Origin of the sequence: Nostoc sp. PCC 7107, from assembly GCF_000316625.1 — a bacterium.
GTDB lineage: Bacteria > Cyanobacteriota > Cyanobacteriia > Cyanobacteriales > Nostocaceae > Nostoc_B.
Genome location: NC_019676.1, coordinates 1975155 through 1999098, shown reverse-complemented (window position 1 = coordinate 1999098; position 23944 = coordinate 1975155). Strand labels below are relative to the sequence as shown.

General features: G+C 41.1%; 19 protein-coding genes and 1 pseudogene. 14 read left to right on the top strand and 6 right to left on the bottom strand.

Annotation, left to right across the window (positions count from 1 at the left end):
• Positions 1-4: 4 nt before the first annotated feature.
• The 3 genes from NOS7107_RS28295 to NOS7107_RS28500 form a co-directional block, all read right to left on the bottom strand.
• On the bottom strand, positions 5-3970 hold the full coding sequence (locus tag NOS7107_RS28295) for an Ig-like domain-containing protein (protein ID WP_015112587.1): 3966 nt from the start codon (positions 3968-3970) through the stop codon (positions 5-7).
• 374 nt (positions 3971-4344) lie between these two features.
• The gene (ilvD, locus tag NOS7107_RS08595; protein WP_015112586.1) at positions 4345-6036 is read right to left on the bottom strand and encodes a dihydroxy-acid dehydratase; all 1692 of its coding nucleotides are present in this window, start codon (positions 6034-6036) and stop codon (positions 4345-4347) included.
• Between the two features lie 102 nt (positions 6037-6138).
• The gene (locus tag NOS7107_RS28500) at positions 6139-6345 is read right to left on the bottom strand and encodes a hypothetical protein (protein ID WP_157373996.1); all 207 of its coding nucleotides are present in this window, start codon (positions 6343-6345) and stop codon (positions 6139-6141) included.
• A 609-nt stretch (positions 6346-6954) separates the two neighbouring features.
• Here NOS7107_RS28500 and NOS7107_RS08585 point away from each other — a divergent pair.
• Positions 6955-7578 carry an FMN-dependent NADH-azoreductase gene (locus tag NOS7107_RS08585; protein WP_015112585.1) on the top strand — a complete coding sequence of 208 codons (624 nt, stop codon included), beginning with the start codon at positions 6955-6957 and terminating at the stop codon, positions 7576-7578.
• Between the two features lie 77 nt (positions 7579-7655).
• Here NOS7107_RS08585 and NOS7107_RS08580 read toward each other — a convergent pair whose 3' ends face one another.
• Positions 7656-7922: a hypothetical protein gene (locus NOS7107_RS08580; RefSeq protein WP_015112584.1), complete on the bottom strand. Its 267-nt coding sequence runs from the start codon at positions 7920-7922 to the stop codon at positions 7656-7658.
• A 506-nt stretch (positions 7923-8428) separates the two neighbouring features.
• On the opposite strand from NOS7107_RS08580, the gene NOS7107_RS08575 reads away from it, so the two are divergent.
• Entirely contained in the window at positions 8429-8878 is a 450-nt protein-coding gene (locus NOS7107_RS08575) for a Fur family transcriptional regulator (protein WP_015112583.1), read from the top strand.
• A 35-nt stretch (positions 8879-8913) separates the two neighbouring features.
• On the opposite strand, the gene NOS7107_RS08570 is transcribed toward NOS7107_RS08575, so the two are convergent.
• Complete coding sequence (locus tag NOS7107_RS08570) at positions 8914-11940, bottom strand: pentapeptide repeat-containing protein (protein WP_015112582.1); 3027 nt, start codon at positions 11938-11940, stop codon at positions 8914-8916.
• Positions 11941-12043: 103 nt separating this feature from the next.
• Here NOS7107_RS08570 and NOS7107_RS08565 point away from each other — a divergent pair, with 103 nt between their 5' ends.
• Positions 12044-13795, top strand: a complete 1752-nt coding sequence (locus tag NOS7107_RS08565) for a DUF3685 domain-containing protein (RefSeq protein WP_044500637.1) — start codon at positions 12044-12046, stop codon at positions 13793-13795.
• A 15-nt stretch (positions 13796-13810) separates the two neighbouring features.
• Here the strand turns inward: NOS7107_RS08565 and NOS7107_RS27710 are convergent.
• Positions 13811-13999: pseudogene (locus NOS7107_RS27710) on the bottom strand (DUF4351 domain-containing protein); the annotation flags it as partial.
• 114 nt (positions 14000-14113) lie between these two features.
• On the opposite strand from NOS7107_RS27710, the gene NOS7107_RS08560 reads away from it, so the two are divergent.
• From NOS7107_RS08560 to NOS7107_RS08515, 11 genes are all read left to right on the top strand, one after another.
• Positions 14114-15298, top strand: a complete 1185-nt coding sequence (locus NOS7107_RS08560; protein ID WP_015112580.1) for a nucleotidyltransferase family protein — start codon at positions 14114-14116, stop codon at positions 15296-15298.
• 324 nt (positions 15299-15622) lie between these two features.
• The gene (locus NOS7107_RS08555) at positions 15623-16471 is read left to right on the top strand and encodes a hypothetical protein (RefSeq protein WP_157373993.1); all 849 of its coding nucleotides are present in this window, start codon (positions 15623-15625) and stop codon (positions 16469-16471) included.
• A 30-nt stretch (positions 16472-16501) separates the two neighbouring features.
• The gene (locus NOS7107_RS28495; RefSeq protein WP_015112578.1) at positions 16502-17029 is read left to right on the top strand and encodes a PqqD family peptide modification chaperone; all 528 of its coding nucleotides are present in this window, start codon (positions 16502-16504) and stop codon (positions 17027-17029) included.
• A gap of 56 nt (positions 17030-17085) precedes the next feature.
• Positions 17086-17739, top strand: a complete 654-nt coding sequence (locus NOS7107_RS08545; protein WP_015112577.1) for a 2OG-Fe(II) oxygenase — start codon at positions 17086-17088, stop codon at positions 17737-17739.
• A gap of 25 nt (positions 17740-17764) precedes the next feature.
• Positions 17765-19582, top strand: coding sequence for a GlcNAc-transferase family protein (locus tag NOS7107_RS27170; RefSeq protein WP_015112576.1), 1818 nt, complete (start codon positions 17765-17767; stop codon positions 19580-19582).
• Positions 19579-20547: an NAD-dependent epimerase/dehydratase family protein gene (locus NOS7107_RS08535; RefSeq protein WP_015112575.1), complete on the top strand. Its 969-nt coding sequence runs from the start codon at positions 19579-19581 to the stop codon at positions 20545-20547. The genes NOS7107_RS27170 and NOS7107_RS08535 overlap by 4 nt, the downstream gene beginning before the upstream one ends.
• A 183-nt stretch (positions 20548-20730) precedes the next feature.
• On the top strand, positions 20731-21438 hold the full coding sequence (locus tag NOS7107_RS08530; protein ID WP_015112574.1) for a diacylglycerol/polyprenol kinase family protein: 708 nt from the start codon (positions 20731-20733) through the stop codon (positions 21436-21438).
• Positions 21439-21537: 99 nt separating this feature from the next.
• Positions 21538-22254 carry an SDR family oxidoreductase gene (locus NOS7107_RS08525; protein ID WP_015112573.1) on the top strand — a complete coding sequence of 239 codons (717 nt, stop codon included), beginning with the start codon at positions 21538-21540 and terminating at the stop codon, positions 22252-22254.
• A gap of 330 nt (positions 22255-22584) precedes the next feature.
• A complete protein-coding gene (locus NOS7107_RS28975) occupies positions 22585-22791 on the top strand; it encodes a hypothetical protein (RefSeq protein WP_172641458.1) in 207 nt (68 codons plus the stop codon).
• Positions 22739-23338: a tRNA-(ms[2]io[6]A)-hydroxylase gene (locus NOS7107_RS08520; RefSeq protein ID WP_015112572.1), complete on the top strand. Its 600-nt coding sequence runs from the start codon at positions 22739-22741 to the stop codon at positions 23336-23338. Before NOS7107_RS28975 ends, NOS7107_RS08520 begins: the two co-directional genes overlap by 53 nt.
• Before the next feature lie 26 nt (positions 23339-23364).
• Entirely contained in the window at positions 23365-23772 is a 408-nt protein-coding gene (locus NOS7107_RS08515; RefSeq protein WP_044499852.1) for a VOC family protein, read from the top strand.
• Positions 23773-23944 lie beyond the last annotated feature (172 nt).

Sequence of the window (23944 nt, the reverse complement as noted above, 5' to 3'; positions counted from 1 at the left end):
TAAGCTATGCAATCACCGTGAAATCGGTATTGCTCAGAGTTGGTCGATTAGATAGTTGCGCTATTTGAACTTTAGCGACACTACCAATACCATCTTGATCAAAGAACAGTTTACCTGTGTTTCTGTCGTAGATAAAGCGATCGCTGGCTACAGTTGCACTACTACCCAAACGGAATAAACCAGGGTCAAGTGTACCCAGTGCTTGATTAAGTCCAAATTCTGACTGAGAAACAACGAGACTATCAAGCCCAGATACAAAGTCAGTAATGATATCGGAATTTACCGCCCCACGATTGAGATAGAAACTGTCTCTACCATTTCCACCAGCCAGAATATCTTTACCTAAGCCGCCGATGAGAATGTCATTACCAGCATCACCAAGCAGCATATCGTTACCAGCACCACCATTCAAGGTGTCATTGCCATCGCCAGCATAAAGAATATCACTGCCATTTTCACCATAGAGACTGTCGTTACCAGCCCCGCCATCGAGTATATCATTACCATCGCCACCATATAGGACATCGTTATTACCTAAGCCGCTAATAATATCGTTACCGCCCAATCCTCGGATAACGTCAATTCTGCTAGTTCCGAGCAAGATATTATTACCGTTAGTGCCGTTAATCTGGTTACTACCAAGGGTAACGGTGAGATTCACTGTAGCTGTGGTGCTTAGATTGCCATCACTAACGATATAAGTAAAACTGTCAGCGCCAGTGAAGCCAATTTCTGGTGTGTAGGTAAAGGTGTTATCGTTATTTCTCACCAAATTACCTCTTGTGGGATTGGTGAAACTGTTGATAGTCAACGCATTACTATCTGGGTCGCTATCATTTGCCAACACGTTAATAATTACTGGTTGAATATCCGTGGTAGTGGCGCTGTCATTCCTAGCGATGGGGGCTTCGTTAACGTTAGTTACAGCTAAATTGAAATTAGCTACAGCATCGGGAGTGTTACCTACTGTGGGGTCATCAACAGCCACTGTCACACTGTAGTTAGACTGGGTTTCAAAATCTAAGTTAGTGTTAGCCCGCAGATACAACACAGAATTATCGATTTCAAATAAACTAGCGTCTGCACCAGTCAAACTTAGGTTATTTGTGCCTCGTCCATCATCGGTAATAGATATATCTGCAACTTTGATGCGGTTGGTTGTGTTGCTATTTTCATTGATGCTGGTAACGGCATTATTAAATGTCACCGTCGTTGGTGCTTGGTTGGCTGGTGGTAAATTAAACCTGGCAATCACAGGATCATGGTCACTGTCTTGATCAAAAAACTCTGAGTTGATGTGAACCACATCATAGCCATCTAAGTTATTCACCAAGTTTTGACTAGCCAAAATATGGTCAAGTACCTGGGCGTTACCTTGAAAGTTATAGGTGTAACGCTCGTTTGCAGGTAACGTTTCAATTAAAGAAGTCAGCCCAGCACTTTCAAGTGTATTGATTGGATTAGAAAACTCAAAATCGTTCAAGTCACCCAGCACCGCTATATTGGCATTGGGGTTAATTGCCAATATCTCTTGGACAAAGTTTCTAACTATTATGGCTTGTTGCTGGCGTTGCGCTTCACTGCTGAGACCTGGCGGTTGACTTGGCCCGAATAAAGGTTGGTCGCCACCTTTGGAGTTAAAGTGATTGCCAATGAGGTAAACAGTTTGACCGTTAAAGACAAACTCACCAACTAAGGGTTTACGGCTGCTGCTGAAAGCGGGGTTTGTCGGGTCAATCAACCCAGGACTAGTAGACAGGGTGGGAGTACCATCAACGTTGGTAACTGAAATGCTGGTAGTGGAAGTACCGCCGGGACGGTCAACAAAGGTAACACGTTGGGGGTTAAACAAATAACCAACGCGAATATTACCGCCTGGTTCACCACCATTGGTGCCATTAACTGGGTCAATTTGGCGATATTCATATCTGGGGCCACCAGCTGCGGCGATCGCATTTATTAAAGTCTGATAAGTTCCACTCGCATCAACTACACCGTTATTGGTCGCCCCGTTATTATCCTGGATTTCTTCTAGAGAAAGAATATCTGGCGATCGCAAGTTATTCACAATGCGATTAGCTAAGTTAGCAAACTGAGTTGCACCATCACCAGGATCAAGGTTTTCCACGTTGAAAGTTGCAACCGTTAATTGATCAGCATTGCCTATTAAGGTTGTAACTTCTCTTTGCAGAGTGGATGGCTGTACTACAGTCGGTGCAGATGAAACCAGGACTTCATAATTGTTGAAATCGTAGTTAACCACACCTGTAATTGTACTGAGTTGAGCGCCGACATTTACACCTGGCAATGTAACTGAGCCATTGATTAAATCATCAATTTGAATCCGTTCTGGGTTATAGTCTGTGGCTGTAATTAAGCTACCACCTCGCTCAGTCCGGCTTGTCGCATTGGCTCCATTATCAGGTAGCACCCAGATTTCCTCAGAAGTACCAAAGTTGCCAGTGGGAGATGTGGCGATCGCGTTATTGATTTGCACCAACATTCCTTCTACACTTTCGTAGAAATCGATACCTTCATTGACAGGATCGAAATCTCCACCTGTTTCTACATTCCCGCTAGTAGCAAAGTCATCGTTAATTACCTGGGTGGGAATCGTCCGTCCGCCATTGCCTAGTATTGTTGGGGTAATAGTTGTAGTCGGTGCATCTGTCCAAGCACTCACACTCAGACTCTGCACACTGTTGTTACTGCCAATTTGGGTAATAGTCAGGTTGTTGGAGTTGTTAGCTGGGCGAAACTCCGATACTGTACCTGTAACTAATAATGCTTCGCCGACAGCACGGGCGCTGAGAATAGCAGAAGTAGTACCCGTGAAAACGAAAATCCCTTCAGAAGTTGCATCATTATTATCGGGAGTGGGGTCTTGGATGTAGAAGCCGTTAGAAGCGATCGCTGTGACAATCCCCGCTACATTCACTACACCTTGGCCATTGAGGGCTGAAATATGTGCTGTGCCTTGAATATCATGAATACGAACTGCCCCAGGCGCAACATCATTATCGGTAATTGTGACTGTAGCTGTGGCGATCGCACTCAAATCGTAATCAGCCGTATCCACCAGTGTCAGCGTAACGGTTTCATTTCCTTCTACCAAAGAGTCATCCACAGGTGTGATTGTGATATCCACAAAGGACTGTCCAGCAGGGATAATCACACTACTCGTCAAATTTGGTGTGTAGTCTGTCTGATTTGCACCACCAGCAACAGTGTAATTAACAGTCAGCACATTGCTTGTATCACCAGTACGGGTGATGCGGAAAGTTCCTGGTTCTGTTCCAGCTTCGGCGGCGGTTGCATCGGTAGCTGCGATCGCTACTAAAGGAACCGCAGGCGGTGTGACTCCAGTAGAAAGGGAAAAATTGTCAATCGCCAAGCCATCATCTGCGTTAGTAACATCAAAATCTAACCAACGGAACCAAAAAGTTGCACCATTGGGGATATTTAGCCCTGTAATCGTTGTGGTGATTTGGCTGCTATTAGTATTTCCATCCAGCGCCCCTACAGTTCCAGTAGTTACGGGAGAATTGAAATCTAAATTATCAACATCTACCCAAGTTCCTGTATTTAAAGATGTTGCATTCAGACTGTACTGAAAATCTAAACGATCAGATCCTCTGTTGGCTGCACCCAAACGCCATTGTTCACCTCTATAGGACAAATTCAACGTTGTAATTGTGCTACCTGTTGTATTCGTAAAGCTTGCGCCGATTGAAGGGTTGAGAGTACCTGAGCGTAGAGTTCCAAAAGCTCTCTCACTAGAACCTGTTGCGCCGAAACTATATATATCGGCTGCGTTATTAGAGCCAGTACCAGCTGTGTATTGTCCGTTTACATTTGCACTGGTTCCAGTTTCCAACAATGCCCAACCAGACGGAAGGACACCACTGCTACCAGAAGATGCCAAACTATCAAAGTTCTCAGAATAAGAGCCATTAAATTCAATCGACATTACTATTTGTCCTTAGAGATATTTGCAGAGACATGAAATTTAGAGCGATAGACAGATGTGCTTCGCTCATAAACATAGAATTACGCTTCAATAAGGCAGTCCTGATGAAACTTGTTTCATCAGACTTGCCACACTACTGCATTGAGTGTTTTTGTATATACTGCAACTTCAATGGAGACTAACTTTTCTGTGTAAATAGTCTCCGAAAACTTACTGAATTAAGGTTAAGGGAATAATAGGAAAAGGTAAATTTAGAAAATATTTATAAATTAGGTCAGTCAAAACATCTATTAGGACTAGTTAGTATATTTTTCACGCAGAGACGCAGAGACACAGAGATAATGTTTATTTCATCTGTGTCTATCTGCGGTTGATTAACTATTAAACAAACCTAAGTCTGTGACTGCACCAAGACTGCTGGAAGATACCAACTTGGCATATTTCGCTAATACGCCTTTAGTGTAACGTGGGGACGGGGGTTGCCAATTGGCACGGCGGCGGGCTAATTCTTCATCAGAAATATTCAACTGCAACAGCCGTGCTGGGGCATCAATGGTGATAATATCACCTTCTTCGACTAAGGCGATCGCTCCCCCAACTGCTGCTTCTGGGGCAACGTGACCAACTACCATACCGTAAGTACCACCAGAAAAGCGTCCATCGGTAATTAATCCCACCGAATCACCCAAACCCGCACCAATAATTGCCGAGGTAGGCGCTAACATTTCCCGCATTCCTGGGCCACCTTTGGGGCCTTCGTAACGAATTACAACCACATCACCTGCTTTAATTTTGCCTGCCAAAATCGCATCTAAACAAGCTTCTTCTGATTCAAATACTCTGGCGGGGCCGGTAATGATTGGTTTTTTCACCCCGGTAATTTTAGCTACTGCACCTTCGGTAGCGAGATTACCTTTGAGAACTGCCAAGTGACCTTGAGCATACATCGGTTTATCCCAAGGGCGAATTACATCTTGATCAGCCCTGGGTTCATTTGGCACATCGGCAAGAATTTCAGCCACGGTTTGACCACTGATGGTAATACAGTCACCATGTAGCAAATCATGTACCAGCAACATTTTCATGACTTGAGGAATACCGCCTGCTTTGTGTAAGTCTGTCGCTACGTACCTACCGCTAGGTTTTAAATCGCACAGTACAGGAACTCGACCGCGAATAGTTTCAAAGTCATCTATGGTCAATTCCACACCAGCCGCACTGGCGATCGCCAAAAAATGTAATACTGCATTGGTAGAGCCACCAACTGCCATAATTACCGAAATAGCATTTTCTATAGATTTGCGGGTGATAATCTGGCGTGGTAATAATTGCTGACGAATAGCTTCTACTAAAACAAAAGCTGATTTTTCCGTACTGTCGGCTTTTTCGGCATCTTCGGCTGCCATTGTGGAAGAATAAGGTAAGCTCATCCCCATCGCTTCAAATGCCGAAGACATGGTGTTAGCTGTAAACATCCCGCCGCAAGAACCCGCACCCGGACAAGCATTTTGTTCAACGGCTGTTAATTCAGCTTCGTCAATTTTGCCCGCGCTGTATTGTCCGACTGCTTCAAAGGAACTGACTACAGTTAAATCACGACCGTTGTAATGTCCGGGTTTGATTGTACCACCGTAGACAAAAATCGCGGGAATATTCATCCGGGCGATCGCCAGCATTGCTCCTGGCATATTTTTATCACATCCACCAATGGCTAACACGCCATCCATACTTTGTCCAGTACAGGCGGTTTCAATGGAATCGGCAATTACTTCTCTTGATACTAGGGAATATTTCATCCCTTCCGTTCCCATCGAAATTCCATCACTGATGGTAATTGTCCCGAATATTTGCGGCATCGCTCCAGCACTTTTAATACCAGCTTCTGCCCTTTGTGCCAGTTTATTTATCCCCATATTACAAGGGGTAATGGTGCTGTAGCCATTGGCAACACCGACAATTGCTTTGTTAAAATCTGCATCTTGAAAACCAACTGCCCGCAGCATCGCGCGATTTGGCGATCGCTGTACACCCTGTGTTACAACTCGGCTTCTCAAATTATCCGACATCTTCCTTCCTTTGCCTTCATCGCTTGTATGGCGATCGTATTATCTGATTTTCTCATGCCTACGTAGCACACAAGAGCATCTGAATCAGTGTTGATCATTTATTTATTGCCGAGTTTTCACCCTAGTGTTTTGTGAGGATTTGATTACCAAATATATTGGTAGTTCTCCCTGTGGTTGGTAATAACCCAAGTTGCTAGTGATTGATTCAGATAAAGAACCACTATGATTTATTGATATATTTCTCCCGGTAAAACTCAAGCTCAATTGATAATTACGAGCCTCCAGGTTATTAGTTTTATTCGTAGCCATACACAATATTTTCACTGAATAGATTGCTTTTATATCTGACTTTTATTAAGTAAATATTTAACTAAATTTGGACAATTTTTTGATCAGCCAAAATTCCGCCAGTCAGCATCAATGCCAAACTAATGCTGAGAGATGTATTTTTTTGTTTACATCAACTTAGTTCAGTCCAGATTTTTTAGATGATACCATAAAAGTTGGTATTAAATTAGAAGCGGCTATCTTCCGCAAATTTGAGCAAATACCAATAAACAAACATAAAATCTTAGGCGGTGGGATAGGCAAAAAAGATAGGTTTGCCGGGTAATGCTCTTAGCCAGGTATAATATGCTTGCATCACTTATGCTGTTGGTTGAGGGTTGGATTGGCAGATTTCCCAAGCTTCTGTTTGTTCTTACCACCATTTCATGTTTTTGGGGTTTCCTGCTGCTACTGGTAAGGTTTCCAAGTTTGCCGAAAAGGTGGCAATTAATTGTTTATCTGTGGTGTAAGTGGCTGATCCAATACTGAGCAAGGGATAAAGCCATCTGCTTCAATATCTCTGCTGACGTAGATTTTGATTGTCACCTTTTTTACTGCTTTGAGTAATAATTCTGATTTTAAGCTTTATTTATGGCAAATATTCTACACATTGATTCTAGTCCTCGTGGCGAACGTTCTATTTCACGCGCACTCACTTATGAGTTCATCACATCCTGGAAAGATACTCATTCAGGGGATACCATTAGTTACCGAGATTTGGGACATCATCCCGTTCCCCATGTGGACGAATCATGGATAGCTGCGGCTTTTACACCACCAGATGCACACACACCAGAACTAGCTGAGGCTATTAAGCTTTCTGATAGTTTAATTGATGAGTTTTTGGCGGCCGATCGCTATGTTTTTGGTATACCAATGTATAACCTGAATATTCCTTCTACCTTCAAAGCTTACATTGACCAAATAGTCCGTGTTGGTCGTACCTTCGCCGTTGATGCAAATGGCTATAAGGGTTTAGTTGATAACAGCAAAAAAGTTCTAATTATTACATCTCGTGGAGGGACTTTTCCTCCAGGTACACCCTTTGCAGCTTATGATCATCAAGAACCTTATCTCCGCGCTATTTTGGGCTTTATTGGTCTAACAGATGTGACATTTATTCATGCTGATAGCCTGAATTTAGGTGATGATGCTCGTCAACAATCATTAACAGCGGCTAAAGACGCGATCGCTCAAGCCGTGGCTAACTGGTAAAGCTCTGCAATTCTATTTATTTGGATAAAAGTTAAGGGCGTACACCTGTGCGCCCTTAGCAATTTGGGGGACTGCTTTTACCCAATTGTCAAAGCTGGTTCTTCACAAAAGTTAAATAAGGCTGAATCAGTTTCTGATTCATCTTCAAATACAGCAGAGATATACCATTCACAAGGAGAATCATTGGTATATTCAGCCCAAGCAATTGTTGCTGTTTCACCTGATGGAATCCCGTCATCACTCAAGGTAAATGGAAGCCACTCTTCATCATCAACAGATACCCACAACTCTGTAATTGCTAGGTCGGTGTCATTTGTAACGGTAAAGGTAAATTGATCTGACATAAAATAGCCCTTTAGGATAACTAGACTGTCAATTGTCAGTCACTGATTATACTCACTCTTTTTTTGAATCTCACCAGTTAAACTACCGAAATCCTTTTTGAGAGGCAGTTATAAGGTTCTTTTAGGTTAAATTTCGCTTCAGAAAAAGTGCTGATTGCTGAGTTCTCAGTAAAAAATACTGATCTCTAGTAGCCTATTCCCTAGACCCTTTTTCCGACATCCTCGTGTACGCAGTTCATCACCGCTGTTGATCAACCACGCTTATCCGCAGGTAGACATTAATTTGGATTGTAAGCTAAAGTTGTAATGAGTTTGTTTTAGATAAAAATATGATGAGTAAACCATCAACAAACTGTAGATACTGTTATTTAAGACTGTAAGTTGTGTAGCGATCGCTAAAAACAACACAGTTCCAGGGAACAAGCAGCATATAATATTTTTTTATATCAAAAAGAAAAATTAAACATGGAAATAGCAAATTTCCAGAATAGTTAGCCAAACCTAATATGCAAAAACCAACGATAGCTAAAAAACCAATTCGTTCCTTAGAAGATGCACTCGATCGATGTCAAATGCTGGGTATGCGGGTTAGCCGTCAGCGTCGCTTTGTCTTAGAATTGCTGTGGCAAGCAAATGAGCATCTATCTGCGAGAGAAATTTACGATCGTCTCAACCAAGAAGGCAAAGACATTGGCCATACCTCTGTATATCAAAACCTCGAAGCTTTATCAAGCCAAGGCATTATTGAATGTATAGAACACTGTGATGGCCGCTTATATGGCAACATTAGTGATGCTCACAGCCATGTCAACTGTCTTGATACCAATCAAATTCTAGATGTCCACATAGAATTACCAGCAGAATTACTCCGTCAAGTTGAAGAACAAACAGGCGTACAAATCACGGAATATAGTATTAACTTTTATGGTTATCGCCATCCCGCAGAAGATGTATAAGGGTGTAAAGGTGTAGAAGGCAAAAGAATTGACCATTAATCATAATCATGAGGATTTACACTAAATACCGTTTCATCTTCAACATCATCATCATCATCGTATAGATCTACTGAGACCATTGTCTCTCCTTCGGAGTTTTCCAGCCCTTGAATATCAGGGTTGTTATGCAACCAAGCTTCCGTTTTCTCGGTGCTAGGGGTGATGCTCATTAAATATTTTTGTGAGAGTAATTTCTTCAGGGTGTAAAACTGTTCCAAAGAGAACACAGCACCATTAACTGTGGCAATTTCCCTGTCAATATCATTCAAAATAGTATCAAATAAGCAGGCATTAGTGAGATTAACATTCTCAAAATTAATGTTTCTGAGATTAGCACCAGTCAAATTTGCACTAGTTAAATTTGCACAGTTGAGGTTTGCACCAGCTAAATTTGCATAACTGAGGTTTGCACCAGCTAAATTTGCATGACTGAGGTTTGCATCAGCTAAATTTGCATAACTGAGATTTGCACCTGATAAATTTGTCTGTTCAAAATTGGCTTTTGCTAACATCATTTGGAACAAAGATGCGCCTGAAAGATTAAGTCCAATTAAGGATTGAGGGAGAATTCGTCGGACTAAAACATGATTAGATAGAATTGCGATTTTACCCATCAGCATCGTCAAAGCTTCTGGGTAAAATTCAGTGACATTTTCAGGATTACCACAAGGAGAAAAAGCATCTTTTGTAACTCGATAACCAGCACACAATAATAAAAATATATTTATACCAACATTGGCATTAATTTGCTCAACATTAATAGGATTATCCAGGGTGTGGAAATAATTCCAAACTTGATGAACAATTCCTTCATTCAACCAACGACCTTGACAGTAACCATGCCAAAATAATTCTAGACGTTGCAGTAATAAATCTAGAGAAAAATCGCTTTTAGGTTGGTGTAGTAAAGTTTCAATTACCAGTTGCTTGATTTCTCTAGTCAATACACCATAACCAAGTAGTTTATATAGATGTTGAGCAACACTCTGAGGAGAATCTAGACAAAAAATTAGGGTTCCATAGACATCTTTTTGCTGCTGAGTCAAAATTTGTAGTTGATAAGCAATAGCATCAGCACAGAGATATTCACCTAATTTGGAGTGGGAAAATTCTATTAAAAGTGTTGAGTGGGATGTTTTGAAATAGAAGGCTGGTAGGGTGTCAGAGTGGGAAGTTTCTGGTAATTGAATTTGATCGCGATCGCTGTGTAAAATTTGCAGAGCGATCGCCTGCATTTGGTTTAATAAATTTTGGGCATGGCCGCCTGAGAGTAAATTAGCGATCGCTTCTTGTGTACGATGAATGTGAGCCGAACCAGAACGCAATAGCATTGTTTTAATTCCGCCAATTGTCGGATAGCCTAATAACCAACGACTCAGCCGATAATAAATTTCCCAAACTACAGTAAAAGTGCTATTTGATTCAGCTAATTGCCATATTTCATCATCTATGAGTGCGTCACGGTGTAAAATCCCTAACAAATACAGCATCAAAGGTTGGCGCACCAAAGCCGAAAGTTCAGGAAATTTAGAATTACTGACAAATAACCCAGATTGCTTTAAGAAGGTGAAGAAATTTTGGGCGATGGGTAATGATTGTAAGATTGCCCATTGTTGAAACCATTGTTTTAATTGTTCTTGTTCTAATGGTTGAATGACTATTTGCTGTAATTGCAATAATATATCGGCATCAATTTCTTCTAAAGTATTTTTGCGACTAGTCAATATAATTTTATGTTTACCTTCAGCTTGAAATTCAATTAGCTGCTGGAGAAAAATTGCCTTAGCCCTTGTACCTAAACTAGAAGCTGGTAATTCATCCAAACCGTCTAAGAGTAACAAACATCGGGGATATTCTTGTGCTAACCAATCATTTAAATTAGTTTGAGAATTCAAAATAAAACCAGAATTAAGAGTTTCTGCTAAATTTTTGCCATACTTAATATCCCGCAGTCGAATGACAACTGGCATCCAATGAGGATAAAGTTCTCGTGCTACTTCTGCTGCCCAAATTTGGCAGAAACTGGTTTTACCATATCCGGGTTCTGATGTAATTACAGCGATTGTTTCCCTATCGCCTAACTGTTCTTGCACCCATTTTTTCAAATCAACTGATATTGATGGAGAATTACTTTTGTCTGCGACTAAACCCTTGAGAGGAATATAAATATCCTTGAGTGCAAAAGATTCTATAAATAAAGGCGTACTCAGATTTTGGAGCAGAATTCCCCGATAATTTTCTCGATATAAATCAATTTTGTCCCCTACGGTGGAATTAGCAGATATTCCTAAAACACCTAGTTCGGAAGGGGAAATATTTCTAGCAGAGCCTAACTGGAAAAATTTTTGTAATTGTGCGAGTTGCGGTGCATTTTCAGCCACAACTTTGAGTAAATATCCACTTAGGGAATGAGTTAAACGCTGTGTCAATAATTTTGCTTCTAAATCTTCTGCACCATTGGCAATTAACCAAGCTACAGTAGCATTATTCATTTGTTGTACTAATAATGAATCTGCCACTACAGATAGTGCCTGTTCAGCTTGAGTATCAGTTAATTTACCTGGACTCAAGGTTTTCAACATTCCTTGGAGTTGAACATCTTGTAGACTGAGTTTGCCAATCAACTCTTTTAATATTTCGGTGGGAGTTGGTATCATAGCTCGATTCAGCCAAGGTTTTTGTAGGCTGACTTCTTGTTGAATCACTCTTTGTAAAGCTTGGAGATAGGCAATTTGAAACGCCAACCATGTACCTTCGTTACGTTTTAAGGCTTTTTTTTCACTGAGACTACGCAATAGGCTTTCTGTTAATCGGGCGATGACATTAATATCTTCCCAAACAGACCCCAAAGGCAGTTCCAAAACCTCCGCTAAAGTACATATATCTAGCGGCGCAAGGCTTTTGACTTCCATATCTTGGACAATTCGGTAGGCGACTCCCGCCAATTGACCAAGGGAAAATGCTCTAATTTGGTGGATTTCAATCTGGCGTTCTGCCAACCATTGCCGAATACTGAGGTTCATTTAATTACACAATTAAGACTCCGCCTATGTAATTATGATTCATTTATTGGTGGACGAAAACAGGTGACAATGAGGAGGAATATCCTTAGTGTCTCAGTACATGATGAGCGATCGCCCTCTCAAAATATTACTAATTGACCAAGATCCTATTTTTTGCTTGGGACTGCGGGTAGCTTTGGAAGAAATGCCTAACTGGCAAGTTGTAGCAGAAGTAGAAAGCGATATTGCTGCTTTGCAAAGACTAGCAGAATTTGCTCATCAAGACCCCAACCAAGTAAATCTAGTTGTTTTAGAATTGGGAAACGGTCGTTCTCTTGATAGTCAGTTACAAAGTTTACAATTCTGTCGTCTGCTCAAAACTACATATCCCACCTTGCCAATTTTACTGCTGAGTTCTGCCCAAAACCCAGAAATACTTACGGCGGCCAAGGTAGCTGGGATCAATGGCTATCTCCCTAAAGGTACTCCCATATCTCAAATCATTGCTGTCATAGCAGAAGTAGCAACAGGTGATTCCTATTGGGCATTAAATACCAATCCTTCTCAAGTTAATATTTCTCCACCGCCTCAGATGCCTTTATTGCAGCTATGGCATAATCAGTGTTTATCGGGAATTAATTATATTAATGATTCCTTCGCAAAAGTTACATTACAATTACAAACCCCAGGTTTACCAATACTAGAACAGGCTTTGCTGGCTGGACAACGGCGAGAACTTTTAGCAGCGCGTTGGTTACTCAATAAATTTTTAAGTTCATCCCAACAAAGGCAACAATTAACTTCCTCTGCTGAAGAATTGCCATTTATTCCTTTATCTAGTAGTGCTATTGTCACAACAGATGTGGAACAACCGCTAACTTTGTTGCCAGAAATTAACCCAATTAACTTGCAATTTGAGTTATTTTCAACTTGTATCAATAAGCTAAAATCGCCTTTAGAAAACGTTGCAGATGTTCCTTTAGAAATTGATATTTTATATGAATCCAAAAAACGCGATTTACTTTATTTAATATTACAAAAATTAGCTACGCAGTTAGATAGTTTACGTGTGGCTCAAATTACAATTGAGCAGTTAGAAGGATACAAGAATACTATATTATTTGATGTTTGGCAAGCCACAGTAACAGATTTTTTCGGCAAGTTTTCCCAAGTGCAGGTCGGAAAACAAAATATCTCAGTTGTCAATGTATTGTTGCAAAATCCCAGAGTTATTCAAACAGAGATATTAAATAAAATTCCTTTTGTATTAGAGTTATTTTCTTATCTACTATTTCAAACAGATTTATATATTGACAATCATGCTTATTTAGCTAATAGTAATGATGCGAAATCTCAGGCATTAATCATTTTAGAAAATTTGTTGATTCAGATAGGAAATGGGGTATTGCAGCCACTGTTGAATTATTTAGCAGATGTAGAAACAATTAAGAAAAATTTCTATAATCGGAAGTTAATTTCTACGCGAGAGATTGAACGATTTAGAAATGAATTGTCATGGAAATATCGTTTAAATTATTATGTTAATGAAGCTAAAGCAATTTTTGAAAGTCGTTATGAGTTGTTTGTGTTAGCACCGCGCGGGATTGCGAAAACTTCGATATATGCTCCGCGAAACACAGAATTAGCCAAACTTTCGGGCGTTCCTTTATTTGTGACACTAGGGCTAGAATTTTGGGATGCGATCGCTCCTCGTCTACAATCCCTATTATCTTTTTTAGGTAGTGGTATTGTCTTTGTTCTCACCCAAATTATCGGTCGTGGTTTAGGTTTAATCGGTCGTGGGATTTTGCAAGGTATCGGTAGTGTGTCATTCCCAGATAAAAATTTCAACCGCAACAGCGAAAGACCAAAGTAAATAAGTAGTCATTTGTTATTGGTGATCAATTGCGGCTAACCAAACTTGTAAATCAGCTAAACTGGTGAAATCCAGCAATGCCTCACTTAAATCTTCGAGAACAGGCAGAGGTAAACTGGAAATGTGCGATCGCAGTTCTTCAGATAGTTCTCCAAATCGCTTAGTTAGCAATCGAATCACAAGATTAACCACCTCTTGTTGTCGAGGATTGATTGAGGACTGCCATAACTATAATTTTATTCATTTCAGCACCGTGCCGGATTGCTAAAATTTCGCTTTACGCTTCTTGTAGCAATTTTTTTATTGTGAAAGACACAAGTGAATAGACAATCAATTATTTCCATTAACTTACCAGAAGTGCAGTTAATTTTGAATTGCGCTCATACTAAGCGATCGCCAGCTTTAAACATAGCAATTCAGGAGCTTTGTAAGACACAGATTAATTGGACTTTATTGCAAGATTTATCGAGTCGTAATGGAATTGATGGTTTGCTATGGGAAAGTTTACAAACTGTTGATGCGGTGAATTTACCCAAGAGTTTGTTGAATCAACTCCAGCAAAACTATCAAGGTTATATACTCAAGGGGATGATTTGCAGTCATGAATTAATCAGACTATTGCAAGATTTCCACACACATCAAATTCCGGTTTTACCATACAAAGGCCCGACTTTAGCAGTGGCACTCTATGGTAGTTATGCACTCCGCTATTTCAGTGACTTGGATATTTTAATCCATCCAGATTATTTACTAGCTGCAAAAGCTTTACTAATTCAGCATGGTTATGAAACCCTGGCGGTGGATAATAGTCAAGAAAAAATGAATATTTGGTCAGATAGTGAACGAGATTTTTTGCTGCCAAATAAAGATGTAGCCATAGATTTACACTGGCGATTAACACCAAGATTTTTTGCTTTAGAAATACCTTTTGAACAGTTGTGGGAACGTCGTCAGTCAGTGAATTTGTTAGACACTGATGTTGTTACCTTATCTCCCGAAGACTTGCTGTTAGTATTGTGTGTTCACGGTGCTAAAGAATGCTGGTCACAATTAAAGTGGATTTGTGATATTGCTGAATTGTTGCGAACTTACAAACATCTCGATTGGCAGGCTGTGGAGGAGCGATCGCACATATTACACTGTCATCGAATGCTACTTTTAGGGCTGAAACTGGCTCAAGATTTGTTACAAGCCCCAATTCCCCAATCTTTACAAACCGCAATTATCCAAGACACTTGCTTACCTGAGTTGTTTCAACAAGTGATCAATCGCTTATTCTCACATCCTCTGCCCTTATCCACAACTTGGCAAACAACAATGTTTCGTTTGCGAGTCCGCGATCACAGTTGGGATTGGGTGCAGTATTTTGTTTGGCGGTTTTTAATTCCCAATGTACGCGATCGGCGGTTGTTCAACCTGCCAAATTCACTATCTTTCTTGTATTACCTCATCAGGCCAATCCGCTTGTGCGTCGAACAATTAAGTAAAGCGATCAGAAAATGATTGACCTGATTCAGTAACAATTTGTTGCCAGTCATCTGCTTTGGTGAAGAAGTCAGATTAGAATCACCTGCGAGTGTAATAGATTGATTTGATCTAGCAAAGTCACGGCTCAGAGCTTAAGAAAAGGTGTTATCGATAGGGGGTAAAGGGTGTAAATCTTTTTTCATGCTTGATGGCAAATGTTTACCATGATTGACTGGAAGTGCTGAGTAAGAATACTAGCCTCTACTCCCTATCTGAATTCATAGTGGTGAATTTGTTTGAGCTAATTTAACTGTTTTAATATTTATTTTCAGGGTTTGACACTACTGCATTAGGATGATTTTGACAACTTCACCAGTTGATCAGGATGCCAACAAACAAGCATTCTGCTTAGAAAATTTGGAATGGAGCGATCGCATTTTTTTCAGCAGTTATGGCATAGGAATTGGCATCAGACTGAACAAGTCTACTTTGCTAGAACCGCTGCAAGCGTATTTGCCACCCATCCGCTTTCCATTATCTGGATTAACTGTTCAGAAACTCTATTCGTTGTGGGTTAGCACCGACAAAGATCATGAGTCTGTCTATCGGCTATATGAAGGCCAAGCCGAACTGCTTTGTTCTCCCGATTTGGATGAAGTCTTCACGCTACTGGAAAATGACCTGTGTTTATCGATTGGGATGGCAACTCAGGATTGGTTATTTATTCATGCTGGCGTAATTGCTTGGGGCGATTATGCGATCGTCATTCCTGGGCGTAGTTTCAGTGGGAAAACTACCTTAGTCATGGCCTTTTTGCAAGCTGGCGCAACTTATTACTCGGATGAATACGCCGTTTTAGATCGCCAGGGATTAGTTCATCCCTATCCTAGAGCCTTATCTGTACGTACTTCTTCTGAAAAAAGACAGCGATTGACTGCCACAAATCTAGGTGTCGCAGTGGGTAGTTGTCCTGTGAAAATCAATGTAATTTTACAAACACAATATCATCTGCAAGCAAAATGGCAACCAGCAGCAATATCTACTGGACAAGCCATTCTGGGGCTGTTGGATAACACTTTAACTGCTCGGTTATACCCGGAGCTAACATTATCTATTTTGACTGCTGCAACTGTCGGTAGTTCATGTTTCGCTGGACAACGGGGTGAAGCAGCACAATTAGTTGATCAAGTATTGACATTGCTTTCTTAAGCCCAAACCAAATACAAGGAGAATAAATCGATGATTCCAGTTGCTCGCACGGAAAATTTATTGATTCAAGAAGTCGGAGAAGAGTTAATTGTTTATGATGAAACGCGAGATACTGCCCATTGCCTGAGTGCGATCGCAGTACGTGTCTGGTATCTGTGTAATGGTCAAAATACCGTCGAAACCATTGCACGTTTGCTACAAGCAGAATTTGAGTTTCCACCAAATCAAACAGTTGATTGGCATGGTTTAGTTCAATTGACATTAGCCGAGTTAGAACAGTTTCATTTGTTAGATGCAGCCGTTATCGAACCCCTGAATAGTCCCCAAACTTCCCGCCGCCAAGTACTTAAAAAAGTCAGTTTAGTAGGTGGCTTTGCCATTGGCTCTTTGTTCCCAGCCATTAAATCGATTATTGTTCCTACCCCAGCAATGGCAGCTCCTACTGGCTCTAGTGCCACGACAACAACGACAACTACAACCACCACCACTACAACAACTACTACAACCACCACCACTACAACTACAGCCGCGCCAACTACCACAGAGCCAATCACTTAGTGTGATTGACACACTTCTGTTACCGCTTTTTCCAGATTTTTACTGTTAGCAGCACTATGCAAGATATTGTCTGTTTAGAACTGGGAACTGATAAACAGCCAGATGGCAAACATGTGGTAAATACTCCACTTTATATACATTTGCTGAATTTTCTCGATCATCAAGAATGGCAAACATTACTCGATTACATTCTGGCGCAAGCAAATCAATTTGTTCGCAGTACCACTTTTACCAATCAATCAGACTATCGAGTTTCCCAAAGTTTGAATGCGGTTGCAGAAGTCCAATCACTCATAGTTGATAAAGTAAAGTCCTTACTGCCACAAGTTTGCCAGCAGTTAGATATTCCACCATTTTTTGTGACGTTAATTGAAACACAAATTACCGCACATAACGATGGCAACTATTACAAACTGCATAGTGATAACGGTAGTTACGATACTTTCAACCGAGAAATTTCCTATGTTTACTACTTTTATCGGGAACCACAGGCATTTTCTGGTGGTGAGTTGCGTTTTTGCTTAGATGACAGTGATCAACTCTTAGAACAACAGATAACTCCCCAGCAAAACAGCATCATTCTGTTTCCCAGTCGTTATCTGCATGAAGTGTTACCTGTTTGTTGTCCATCAAAAATGTTTGCTGACAGCCGTTTCACTTTTCACGGCTGGATTCGGAAATCGGTGTTTAAAAACCCTACTAATTGGTAATTTGTTGCTGTTTTGGCGGTGATATATGATCAGCGATCGCATTTTTGTCCAGATTGCGGCTTACCGCGATTTTGAATTAATCCCCACAGTCAAAGATGCCTTAGCCCAGGCACTATGTCCCGAACGCATCAGTTTTGGTATTTGCTGGCAATATGGCAATGATGAAGAACTACACTTCATTGATGGGCTGAAAGATATTCCCAATTGTCGGGTTGCGACAGTACCAGCAGCCGAATCTTGCGGTTTGGGTTGGGCAAGATCCCAAACTGAAAAACTTTGGCAAGGAGAACGCTATGCCCTGCAAACAGATGCCCACATGCGCTTTGCTACTGGCTGGGATACCCTACTGATTGAAATGTTGGCGATGTGTCCCAGCCAAAAACCTGTACTCACGGCATTTCCTCCGGGCTATCATCCCCCCAGAGTAATTTTGTCTAACTTCCCTACAGGTACAGCCACAGGCAGATTTGCCCACAATGGGATGATGACTCCAAGAGCCGTGGAAGATTTAAGCAATTATCACGCCCCTAAATCTGGCGCATTTATGGCGGGGGGATTTATGTTTGCCGATGCGCGTTTGATGCAGGAAGTTCCCCATGATCAACTGCTTTACTTTTCGGCTACTGAGGTGGCTTATTCTGTCCGCGCCTGGACAAATGGGTGGGATATCTACCATCCCCATCGTGTTATCTGTTGGCACTATTACTATGACACCCAAGAAAAGCCACGCCCGCTAAACTGGGAAGACAATCAAGACTGGTATCAACGCCATACTATTTCCGAACAACGATTTCGCCAAATTTTGCAGATGGAACCGATGACTGAGGATTTTGGCATTTATGGGTTAGGAAATGTGCGATCGCTCACAGATTACGAAGCATTTGCGGGTGTGAGTTTTCGCAACTGGCAAAAATACATCAAAGATGAGCAACAACGGGCGATGCAATTGCTGTCTGGATGTCTCCAAATCTATTTTGACGAGACAGTTAGAGATCGCCTCAAGTCTCTGTTAAAGGATGACAAAGACTATTCTCGGCTTGTGCAGATTGATTGGCAGTATTTTGTCAAGGTTGCCTCTGAGTTAGGTGTATTATCGCTTGCCTATTGGAGTTTAAACAAAACGGCTCCTAAGTTTGTCCCAGAGTCTACACTGCGAGAATTGCAACAATATTATTACGCTAATGCCCTGCGTAATCGTTCTCATAGCCAAGTTTTACTGCATTTATTAAATCAACTCGCCACCGCCCAAGTCACGGCGATTCCCATCAACGAGCCAGCCCTCGCCGCATTGGTAGATGGTGATTTATCTCTCTGGCAATTTCAAACCTTGGATTTGTGGATAGCAGCCAGCGATCGCGCCACCGTTACAGAAATCCTCACAACCGCCGGATATCAGCCGGGAGAGATTTGGCAAATTGGGCAACAATCCTTCACCCATCCCCAACGCGCCGTAAAAATTGAGCTATATTGGCAGCTTTTAGGTTGGGAATGGCAAACAGAACGCCTGTGTAAAGTAGAGTTAGAAAATCACACAATCCAGACCCTACCACCGCAAGATTACTTACTCCTGCTGTGTATTAGTGCCGCGAAAATTGGTTGGGAGCGATCGCTGTGGAAAGTTTACCAAATCGCCGCCTTAATCGCCCGTTACCCCTCACAACGCTGGGATGACTTGTTACAGCAGGCAGAACAAATGACCGCTAAAGAAGCCTTGTTGACGGGAATTTGGTTAGCTAATCAGTGTTGCAAAATTGTTTTACCCGCAGCAGTTATACAGTGCTTAGAAACTATGCCAGAAGTTTCTGCCATTACTATACCGTGGTTAGGAGCGAGCGAATCATGAATCGCCAAGTAGTATTAGTTACAGGCGGATGTGGTTTTATCGGTTCCCATCTAGTCGAAGAATTAGTGAATAGAGGTTATTATGTGCGAGTGCTGGATAACCTTTACACAGGCAAGTTAGAAAATTTACTGGCTGTACCTCCAGACAGGTGGGAATGGATTAAAGGTGATGTGACCAATTACAATCATGTCAAAAAAGCGACGCAAGGGTGCGATTATGTTTTTCATCAAGCCGCGATCGCAAATATCGCCGCATCCTTCCAAGATACTGTCGGGACACATCAAGTTAATTATGGTGGGACAGCCAATGTTTTAAAAGCAGCCCATCACTGTCGAGTCAAACGAGTCATATTTGCTAGTAGTGCGGCTGTTTATGGGAATGATCCTACATTGCCAAAACGAGAATCAATGCCGACTCATCCCATTAGTCCTTATGGTGCTGATAAACTCGCGTCTGAGCAGTTGGGACAAATTTATCATCAACAAGGCTTGGTGGAGTTTGTTTCGTTGCGCTATTTTAATGTGTTTGGTCTGCGTCAGAATAGTGATTATACAGGGGTGATTTCTCAGTTTTGCGATCGCATCCGTCAAAGCGTACCGCCAATCATTTATGGTAATGGATTGCAAAGTCGTGATTTTATTCACGTTTCTGATGTAGTCCAAGCCAACTTAATTGCCATGAAACATCCCCAAGCCGCAGGTAAAATCTTCAATATTGGATGCGGCCAAGCTACCAGCTTATTAGAGTTAATCGCGCTATTAAATCAAATTACTAAACAAAATCTGCGTCCTATCTTTCGCCCAGGTCTTCCGGGAGATATTCACCACAGCTGCGCCGATAATAAAGCTATGCGATATTTAAAATGGTCTCCCCAAGTAGATATTCATCAAGGCTTGACTCGCTTACTATTTACTCCTACTCATCAACCACAAATGCAGGACTTACGCACCAAGATTGTCGTTTAAAACTCAATACGGTTCAGTTAAGCAGAAAAGTAGGTTGGGTGGAGAGATAGCGAAACCCAACAAAGTATGTAAGGTTCTTGGAGTGTAAAGTTTTAGATACACACTCCTCTGAAAAAAGGTCATCGAGAAACAGGCAATAAAAGCGAAAATAACTATTAATCATTGACCCTAGACCGGTGAAAAATGACTAACGCTGATTTTATCGGACTAGCAGCCTCTTACACCTATGCCGTCAGTTTATTAGCCCTTGGTGAAGGACTGCGAAGATTTTTTGGTGTCAAGCCAGATTTAACTCGCAAGGTTATCCATGTTGGCGCGGGGATGTGGGTTTTTGGTGTGCTGTTGCTGTTTAAACATTGGCAAATCGGTATTATCCCTTTCGCCACCTTTATTTTCATCAATTATCTGCTTTATCGTTATCGAATCATCGGTGCAATGGATACTGAAGATAGTTCCCCAGGTACTGTTTATTTTGCAATTTCAGTCACACTACTTTTTGGGTTATTTTGGCGACCAGATGACTCAGTTGATCATGTCCCCATTGCTGTAGCGGGAATCATGGCTATGACTTGGGGAGATGCTTTAGCTGCATTAATTGGTAAACGTTTCGGAAAACATCAATATCAAATAGGTTCATCTGTGCGTTCTTGGGAAGGATCGCTGGCGATGTTTTTAGCCAGTACAACAGCAATATTTTTGGTACTAATGTTTTTACCTGGTTCTTTGATTAGTCCTTTAGCTGTTTCTGTTGGCGCGGGAAAGGCTTTATTAATAGCATTAGTGAGTGCTGGTTTTGCAACTTTAGTTGAAGCCATATCACCCCACGGGACAGATAACCTTGGTGTCCCACTAGTTACAGCAGGTGTGATTTGGGGATTGATGCAGATTTAAGTTATCATCTGGTTTCTGTCAAACGATGGGTGTAATCTCAAATTCACCCTTGTATTTTAAAAGTTGCCACGAAAAAAATATTATGGGGAGAAAATCAGCGTGAGTACAAACCAAAAAGTTGCTGTCGTTACTGGTGGAAATCGTGGATTGGGATTTGAAGCTTCTCGTCAACTGGCGAAACAAGGATATAAGGTAATTCTCACCAGCAGAGATGAAGATAAAGGTAAGGTAGCCGCGCAAAAGTTACAGGCTGAGGGTTTAGATGTAATTGCTTATACTTTAGATGTTAGCAGTGATGAAAGTAGTCAAAATTTAGCTGAGTTTATTGATCAGCAGTTTGGCAAACTTGATGCACTGGTAAATAATGCAGGTATTTATATTGATGCTCAATCAGGAAGTAACAGCATTATTGATACCAAAATTGATCCTCTACAGACAACAATTGAAACAAATGTTTATGGTGTTGTGCGAGTTACTCAAGCGTTAATTCCCTTAATGAAGAAGCAAAATTACGGACGAATAGTTAATGTTTCTTCGGGAATGGGACAGTTAACAGATATGGAGGGTGGTTCTCCTGGATACCGCATTTCTAAAACAGCTTTAAATGCTGTAACCCGAATTTTTGCTAGTGAATTAACTGGCACAAATATATTAGTTAATTCTGTATGTCCCGGTTGGGTAAAAACTGATATGGGTGGCGCTAATGCACCACGTACCCCAGAACAAGGAGTTGATACAATTGTCTGGCTGGCTACCCTTGAAAATGATGGTGTGACTGGGGGATTTTTCCGCGATCGCCAATCAATTGCTTGGTAAAATTTTATATTTAGTTAATTATCAATACAAAGTATTCATGATAATTAACAGTACAAAGTTTGGTTAAGTATACGATTTTCTTGACATAAGATTGTTGAACAAAAATAATCTGATAATTTGGGAAAATAGTGTGGGCTGATACAGTAATTACTAGAGAGCTAGTATAGGCTTTATATGCCCTTTACTTTTACCCTTATGGCGGAAATATCCGCTAAAAAAGCACCAAAGCAATAGATAATTACTCCTAAAAAAGTAGGGTTGATTAACTTCAACCACAACACTTATGTAATAAAATAGGAAAATTACTATGCTTTGGTGATTTACTTAATTTTGGTTATACAGAATTATATTGAAGTCACTCTTACACCCCTAAACCCAAATATTCAGCCTCTTCAGCGATCGCCTACACTAATTCACCCCATTCGCTATTACAATCGATTTGCTGGGATACTCAGCAGGATGGCAATTTCTTTAATTTCAGCCTGTGCTTACTTCTGCATTACCGACTATCAACGCCCTCAAGCAGCCGACATCTGATGCTTGGGTAGAACAAGCGATCGCAAATTTAGATATTATTTTGCTTGACCATTCCCACTGCGAACGCAAAGCAGCGGGGGTGGCGTTAAATTTTATGTTTCGCTATCCTTCCAATACCAAAATGGTAAGGGAATTAACTGCGATCGCCCGTGAAGAATTAGAACACTTTGAACTTGTCAACCAGTGGCTAGAACGCCGCAACATACCCTTAGCACCTTTATCACCACCTCCCTATGGTGCTGGTTTGAAAGCCGCTGTCCGTCCCAACGAACCAGACCGTTTTTTAGATTCCTTACTCGTCACTGGCTTAATAGAAGCCCGCAGTCACGAAAGACTAGGACTTTTAGCTACACACTGTCCTGAACCAGAATTAGCTAAATTTTATCAAGGTTTAATGGCATCGGAAGCAAGACACTTTGGTACATACTGGGTTTTAGCAGATACTTATTTTGCACGGGAAATCGTCCAGCAACGGCTGGATGAGTTAGCAATTGTGGAAAGCGATTTGCTGATAAACCTGCATCCAGAGCCGAGAATTCATAGTTAGTATATTCACTAATAGACATTATAGTTATCATGCTTCAGTTAACACATATCAGGCTGCTAGTAACCAACTACACAGATTGTTTTCTCTTCTACCGTGACATACTCGGCTTTTGGATTGATTGGGGTGATGAAAATAGTGGCTATGCTGAGTTGCACACTGGATCTCACCTTAAACTGGCATTATTTAGAAAAGATTTCATGGCTGAAGCAATTCCCAGTGCTTATCTACCCTCAGCTTTTGATTGTCAAAACAAAATGGCTTTAGTTTTCGCCGTTGATAACGTGGATGAAGTCTACGAAAAACTCAAAGAACGCAACGTCATAGTTGTCACCCAACCCTTAGATCGTCCAGCTTGGGGACTCCGCACTGCACATTTTCGTGATCCTGACGGTAATTTGATTGAAATCTTTAGTAATCTGGGGTCAGTAAATTAGAATTTTGCTGTCACTAACTACACAATGGAGAAATTTTCTGCAATTTTGCTTTTGGTTGATTGGGGTGATATCCATTGTTCAGAAAGATTGTGATCTTGGGAATGTTGAGAATACTCTACACTTGTATCAGGATTTTGTTCTTAACGAGGTGTAAAAGATTAAAGATTTAACT